This is a genomic window from Affinirhizobium lemnae (assembly GCF_022968395.1).
GTDB lineage: Bacteria > Pseudomonadota > Alphaproteobacteria > Rhizobiales > Rhizobiaceae > Neorhizobium > Neorhizobium lemnae.
Map to the genome: position 1 here is coordinate 1 of NZ_JALJQZ010000091.1, position 6,339 is coordinate 6,339.

The window sequence follows — 6,339 nt, forward strand, 5'->3', positions numbered from 1 at the left end:
TCACAGGTGTCTGGTTTCCTGTGCGAGCCTTACGCGCTTGGGAACGCCAGAGAGATCACAGCTCTTGGCGGTTGGCGCGCCTATATTGCAAGCATCAGGCAAGCCGGTGACACCGTGAAAGCGTAGACCAAACGGAATAGCTCACTGCGGGCACGCGATGGGCTCAGTCGCTCGTTGTATGCAAGAAGTTTGATTGGTCAACTTAGCGTGTGTCACAAAAACTACGTATTCAGGCTGCTGTCAGCTTCGGTTATCAGTGCTGGTCACTGAACCTGGTCGAACAATCTCGACCATAATCGATAATGACAGAGTCGGAGCCTATGACGTTCAAACGCCCAATCCTGGGAAGTATCCTGCTGAGCATCATAGTCTCGGTCTATATCCTGTTGCTCCTGAACCGAACATTCTGGGCAAAGACATTCGATATCATGGCAGGTCAGAACCTGGCCATCGCAGCCTTTGCCATCGGTATTACATTCGCATTCATTGCATTATTCGTAAGCTTCTCGGTCAAATATCTGATGAAGCCGTTGCTGATCGTGTTCATCTGGACGGCTGCCTCGTCCGCCTGGTTCATGGATCAGTTTGGCGTCATCATTGACGACGATATGATCAGAAATGCAGCGGAGACGAACACTGCAGAAGCCAGCCATCTGATCACTGCAGGCTTCATACTGCACATGTGTCTCTACGCACTCTTGCCCAGTCTGTTGATCGCGTGGGTGAAGATCCGCCATCGGAACTTTTTCAGCAAAGTCGTGCGCAACCTGGCCGTTATTATTCCCTCTCTTGTCATCTTCGCCGTTGCCGGGCTGTCTCATGCGGGGATTTACAGTTTCGCGCGGCGCCAGAACCACGATTGGTTCGAGATGTTGAATCCTGTTTTCCCGATGATCAACGCAGTCACCTATGTGCGCAAGGCCACTGCCGAAAAGAACATCGTCGTAAAGCCGCTTGGCCGCGATGCGAAGGTGGCAGATGCACTCAAGGCCTCACACAGAAAGCCCCGAGTAACCATTGTCGTCGTCGGCGAAACGGCGCGTGCCTCCAGCTTCCAGCTCGGCGGTTACGAACGCCCGACGAATCCTGAGCTTTCGAAGCGAGACATTTTCTACTTCACCAAAGCCACGAGCTGCGGAACAGCGACCGCCATCTCTGTTCCTTGCATGTTTTCGAACCTGGGCCAGAACGGTTACGCGCATGCGAAAGCACTTGCGCAAGAAAACCTAATGGATGTTCTGGTCCATGCGGGCGTGCGGACCGAGTGGCTGGATAACAATACTGGCAGCAAGGGTGTGGCTGATCGTATCCTCTATAGCGATCTCTTCAACTCCAACGACGCTCGCTTCTGTAATGGCGGCGAATGCTGGGATGACATACTTCTCGATCGTCTCGACGGCTGGCTGAAAACTGTCAGCGAAGACGCGGTTCTGGTTCTGCATCAGCTTGGCAGCCACGGTCCTGCTTACTACGCGCGCTATCCCGACGCGTTCAAGATCTTCCAGCCTGATTGCCGCTCTTCGGAATTCTCCAAATGCCATCGCGATGAGATCATCAACGCCTATGATAACACGATCGTCTACACGGACCATGTCCTTGCGAGCATTATCGACAAGTTGAGCGCGCAGCAGGACCGCCTCTCACCATCGATGATCTACATGTCGGATCACGGGGAATCGCTGGGTGAAAAGGGCCTGTTCCTTCATGGTGCGCCGTGGCTCGTTGCGCCGGAACAGCAGACACATATTCCCTTTGTTCTTTGGCTGGGAGATGAAGCCAGGCGGGGCATCGAGTCAGAATGCATTGATAGGCTGGAAAAAGAGCCCGTCTCGCACGACAATCTCTTTCATACGGTGCTGGGCTTGATGCATGTAGAAACCAAGGTAAAAGATCCAAAGCTCGATATTTACGGTTCCTGCAAGGCATCGAATGCAAAATCCTGATGAGATTCCACGCAAGATAACGGGAATAAAGCATCTTTGTGCGGCACAGCGATATTCCGTTTCAGGTGCCAGAAGGTTGTGGCAGGAAGCGGCATTTCGTCACGAGTGCCTCGCAATGCTGGCGTCACTTGTCTTCTTCGCTGTGATAGGCGCAAGCGTTGAGCGCTTTCTGATCCTCATCGGCGTCTTCCTGATCGTCGTGGCGTTGGAAGCGATCAATACAGCCATCGAAGAGATCATCGACCGTATCTCGCCCGAATTTTCAGCCACCGGACGGCATGCGAAAGATCTCGGCTCATTTGCAGTTTTCTGCGGGCTTCTCGCCTGGGGAATTTTGATGCTGGATACGACGGTTCGGTTGATCCTTGGCTAACATCTAATGCTCGATCTTTGTATCGAGGATCTCAAGGCTTTTCGGATTGAAAAAGGCGGCCACATTCTCCCCTTCAGCATTGATGGCGAAAGCTTCATAGCAACCATCTTCGGTCCGTATGGATCTCACCTTCCAGCCATCGCTTTCGAGCTTTGCTTGTAAGACCTTACGCGGTTGCCAATCCGCAACTGGCACATCGCACCGTTCGCTGGCAAAGCCTGCCGACCCAGTGGCATAGGCGACAATCGCAACCGCGACGAGACGTTTCATGTAATTTGCTCCAGCCATTATTCGTTGGGCACGCTGTATTCCTCAGCTGACATCTACCTGAAAAATGGAGAGGTTCATCAAATTATCATGGCGTTCCGATTTCAGCTCCGAGACAGCTTGATGGTACAGATATAGGTACGAAATGGAGACAAGTTCCCTTGCGTATCCTGCTTGTAGAAGATGATGCAACACTGGCGGATGCGGTGCGCACTCACGTCACCCGGCACAACCATGCAGTGGATCTGGCGGAAGACAAGGAGAGTGCGCTTGCCTGTCTCGCTGGTGTTGATTACGCGCTGGTTCTTCTCGATCTTCGCCTGCCCGATGGAAGCGGCCTTGATATTCTCAAGCACATCCGGCTGAAGAAGCAGATGATACCGGTCATCGTTCTGACCGCGCATGACCAGATATCTGACCGGATCGCAGGGTTGAATGCAGGTGCTGACGACTATCTGGTCAAGCCCTTCGACCTGGATGAACTGGAAGCGCGTATCCATGCGGTTTCCAGACGATACGGCGCCAGTCAGACGCCGATGGTCGAACTGGCCGGCTTCGAGGTCTATCCATCCGAACATCGCATCGAGGGAAAGACCGGTGAGCGCATTTCTCTTTCCGCGCGTGAGTGGGCTGTGCTTGAATGCCTTCTTGCGCGACGCAATTCCATCGTATCCAAGTCCCAGATCGAAGAAGCGCTCTATGCTTTTGGTGCCGAAATCGAAAGCAATACCGTTGAGGTTTATGTGAGCCGTCTTCGGCGCAAGCTGGGGAAGGAGATTGTCGAAACAGTTCGCGGTATCGGCTATCGGGTGGCTGAATGAGTATGCCGAGGCCCCGCAGCATTGCACGCGAACTGCGCATTTCGCTCGGATTGACCCTATTGGCTTTCTGGCTGCTGGCTGCAGGACTTGCCTTTTCTGTCATGCAGGAGGAAATGGGCGAGGTTTTCGACAGCGCTCTTCAGGAGACAGCAGAACGACTGGCACCTCTGGTCATTGATGACCTCTACACGCGAGAGGATACCAGCGCTCCCCGGAAGCTGACGGCGTTGCGCGAAAACGTGCCAGATGAGTATTTGACCTATCAGGTTCGGGATGGCTCCGGTCGCGTGCTGCTGCATTCGCATAATGTCAGTGCCGATCCGTACGAAGCGCCGCTGGTGGAAGGCTTCTGGAGTGGCGACGAAAAACGCATATTCACGGTTGCTGCCGTCAGTGGCAGCATCTTCGTACAAGTCGCCGATTCGCTGGACCATCGGCGGGAGGCCTCGATTGAGGGCGTTACGGCACTGCTGATGCCGCTTCTCCTGCTCCTGCCGGCGAGTCTGATTGCCGTCAGTTGGTTCGTGCGTCGCAACGTCAGCGAGGTGGATCGTTTGAAGCGCGTTATCGGCTTGCGCGACAGCGGGAATCTTGCACCCATTGATCTCAAGGATCTGCCTATCGAGCTCGAACCGATCCAGCAATCCGTCAACCTTCTGATCAAGCGAGTGGACGATGCGCTGGAAGCAGAACGTTCCTTGACCGCCAACAGCGCCCACGAGTTGCGAACACCCATTGCAGGTGCACTTGCACAAAGCCAGCTTCTGCTTTCCGAGCTTCAGGACGGACAGACCCGGGATCGCGCCAGGCAGGTTGACGCAGCGCTCAGGAAGCTCTCCGTGTTGACGGAAAAGCTGTTGCAGCTTGCGCGAGCCGATGCGGGCATCGGTAAGTCTGCGGTTACTTCGGACCTGTCGACGATCCTTGACATCGTGATGGAAGAATTCTTGCGCAACAGGCAGAGTGGCTCGGTTCTTCACTACCATCGTCCGGAGAAAATGGTCCTTTCTCGCGAGGTAGATCCGGACGCCTTTGCCATTGCTGCCCGTAATCTGGTCGAAAATGCTCTCGCCTACCGATTGCCTGACACGCATGTTGACGTACACCTGAAACCGGATGGCTTGCGCGTATCGAACCTTACGTCGACCAAGACTTTGCTTGCTCCGGAAAAGCTGCGACAGCGCTTCGTGCGAGGCCATTCGCTTCATCCCGGCTCGGGTCTCGGGCTCGCCATCGTGGAACGGCTGGCGACCCAGATGGGCGCGCAACTGGAACTGACTGCCACGCCGCTGGCGCCCGACCAGTCTCGTTTCGATGCGAGCATCGTATTTCGCGACCCGTGATTCTGTCTCACAGTTGTTTTCTCGTGAAATCGCCGTGAACGGGATTGCGCTGCGCACAAAAACAGTTTTAGGCTTGCCGGTGATGGTCTCGGTTGCCCATGAGTAACCGGTGAAAAGGGAATGTGGTGATGCAACGCAAGTTGCCAAGGCCACGGCTGCCCCCGCAACTGTAGGCGAGGAGCGACATCCGTTATCCACTGGCGTCAGGGCCGGGAAGGGGGATGAAGCTGCGAATCGCAAGCCAGGAGACCTGCCATCAAAGGCGGACATTCGTCCGATTATGACACACCAATCGACCGCGCGGTGGGCGCGGGGAGGCAGATATGCATATTGAACCGGGCGTCGTTGACGGCGCAAAAATCGTTCTCAGCTACGCGACAGCATTGGCCGCGCTGGGGCTGACAGCCAAAATGGCAACAGACAGTGTTCGTCGGGATGGCGGTGTCGCGTCGCTCGCGTTGCGCAGCGCCATTACGACTGTTCTCGTCTTCGGCTTTTTCGAGGTCTTGCCGCATCATCCGGTCGGCGTTTCCGAAGTTCACCTCATTCTTGGGTCGACCCTGTTCCTGATGTTCGGCGCAGGTGCTGCGTCCATTGGGCTTGCCGCCGGCCTCCTCATCCAGGGCCTGTTCTTCTCGCCGTTCGATCTTCCTCAGTATGGCATGAACGTAACGACCTTGCTCGTTCCGCTTTGGGCCATCAGCCAGCTTGCGGCCAAACTTATTCCGGCCCGCACGGCCTATGTTGATGTGACCTATCGTCAGGCATTTACCCTGTCTACCGCCTATCAGGGTGGTATTGTTGCCTGGGTGGCCTTCTGGGCGCTCTATGGCCACGGGTTCACGGTCGAAAATCTCGTGAGCATTGGAAGTTTCGGCGTGGCCTATATGAGCGTCATCCTCATTGAGCCGTTGGTCGATCTGGCCGTGCTTGCAGCGGCGAAATCTTTGCGCAAATACAGCCAGGGCCCGATTTTCAGCCGTCGTCTGCATCAGGCAGCCTGACGCTGTGATCCCTGAGCCGGCGGCCTGATTGCAGGCCGCCGATCTCCGAGACGTTATGGAACGTCCCGGCCTTCTGCCGTGGAATAGAGTTCGAACCAGTCCTCACGCGAAAGCTGGACTTTCATCGCATCGCCAATCTGTCGAATGCGTGCAACATTGTTTGTACCCATGACGGGCAGAATATGTGCCGGATGGGCGAGTAGCCACGCGACGGCAACGGCTGCGCGATCGACACCTTGTTCGGCTGCGATGCGATCCAGCGTCCTGCCGAAGTCTGTGTCATTTGAAAAAAAGGCGGCCACCACCCAGAGGTGACCATGCCATTGCCCGGACCTTGTCGTAACCGGTGTTCTGCCCCCACATTGTGCGCCGTCGCCTGATCTGTGATCGACATTCCATGGCAACCTGATTGGAGTTTCTCACAACCAGGAAGCCTGGACGTGAGGTTCACCGACATTGGCCTGACGAGATCAAAGCGAAGATTGTTTCGGAAAGCCTGAGGCCCGGCACGACGGTCAACGAAGTTGCGCAGCGCTATGGATTGCGAGCCAACAGCCTTTCCACCTGGCGCACGATGGCACGGCAGGG

9 protein-coding genes and 1 riboswitch are annotated in these 6,339 nt (G+C 55.5%); of the genes, 7 read left to right on the top strand and 2 right to left on the bottom strand.

The annotated features are described in order from the left end of the window. The 3 genes from MUU53_RS23465 to MUU53_RS22805 form a co-directional block, all read left to right on the top strand. On the top strand, window positions 1-126 hold a 126-nt coding region (locus MUU53_RS23465; RefSeq protein ID WP_425524261.1), incomplete at its 5' end, for an allophanate hydrolase-related protein. 194 nt (window positions 127-320) lie between these two features. After that, a complete protein-coding gene (locus tag MUU53_RS22800; protein ID WP_247262889.1) occupies window positions 321-1,943 on the top strand; it encodes a phosphoethanolamine transferase in 1,623 nt (540 codons plus the stop codon). Further along, window positions 1,930-2,316, top strand: a complete 387-nt coding sequence (locus MUU53_RS22805; protein ID WP_247262890.1) for a diacylglycerol kinase — start codon at window positions 1,930-1,932, stop codon at window positions 2,314-2,316. Before MUU53_RS22800 ends, MUU53_RS22805 begins: the two co-directional genes overlap by 14 nt. 3 nt (window positions 2,317-2,319) lie before the next feature. Here the strand turns inward: MUU53_RS22805 and MUU53_RS22810 are convergent, their stop codons facing one another. Next, window positions 2,320-2,586, bottom strand: coding sequence for a PepSY domain-containing protein (locus tag MUU53_RS22810; protein ID WP_247262891.1), 267 nt, complete (start codon window positions 2,584-2,586; stop codon window positions 2,320-2,322). A gap of 158 nt (window positions 2,587-2,744) precedes the next feature. Between MUU53_RS22810 and MUU53_RS22815 the strand changes: the two genes are divergently transcribed. The 3 genes from MUU53_RS22815 to MUU53_RS22825 all read left to right on the top strand — a co-directional run bounded on the left by MUU53_RS22815 (window position 2,745) and on the right by MUU53_RS22825 (window position 5,751). Then, the gene (locus MUU53_RS22815) at window positions 2,745-3,404 is read left to right on the top strand and encodes a response regulator transcription factor (protein WP_247262892.1); all 660 of its coding nucleotides are present in this window, start codon (window positions 2,745-2,747) and stop codon (window positions 3,402-3,404) included. Next, window positions 3,401-4,747, top strand: coding sequence for a histidine kinase dimerization/phospho-acceptor domain-containing protein (locus MUU53_RS22820; RefSeq protein WP_247262893.1), 1,347 nt, complete (start codon window positions 3,401-3,403; stop codon window positions 4,745-4,747). Before MUU53_RS22815 ends, MUU53_RS22820 begins: the two co-directional genes overlap by 4 nt. Window positions 4,748-4,813: 66 nt before the next feature. After that, window positions 4,814-5,019, top strand: a riboswitch (cobalamin riboswitch). A 51-nt stretch (window positions 5,020-5,070) separates the two neighbouring features. After that, window positions 5,071-5,751, top strand: coding sequence for an energy-coupling factor ABC transporter permease (locus MUU53_RS22825; RefSeq protein ID WP_062556387.1), 681 nt, complete (start codon window positions 5,071-5,073; stop codon window positions 5,749-5,751). Between the two features lie 53 nt (window positions 5,752-5,804). Here the strand turns inward: MUU53_RS22825 and MUU53_RS22830 are convergent, their stop codons facing one another. Beyond that, a complete protein-coding gene (locus MUU53_RS22830) occupies window positions 5,805-6,056 on the bottom strand; it encodes an aldo/keto reductase (protein ID WP_343229133.1) in 252 nt (83 codons plus the stop codon). A gap of 104 nt (window positions 6,057-6,160) precedes the next feature. Here MUU53_RS22830 and MUU53_RS22835 point away from each other — a divergent pair. Further along, the coding region (locus tag MUU53_RS22835; protein WP_247262894.1) for a transposase at window positions 6,161-6,339 on the top strand (179 nt) is incomplete at its 3' end.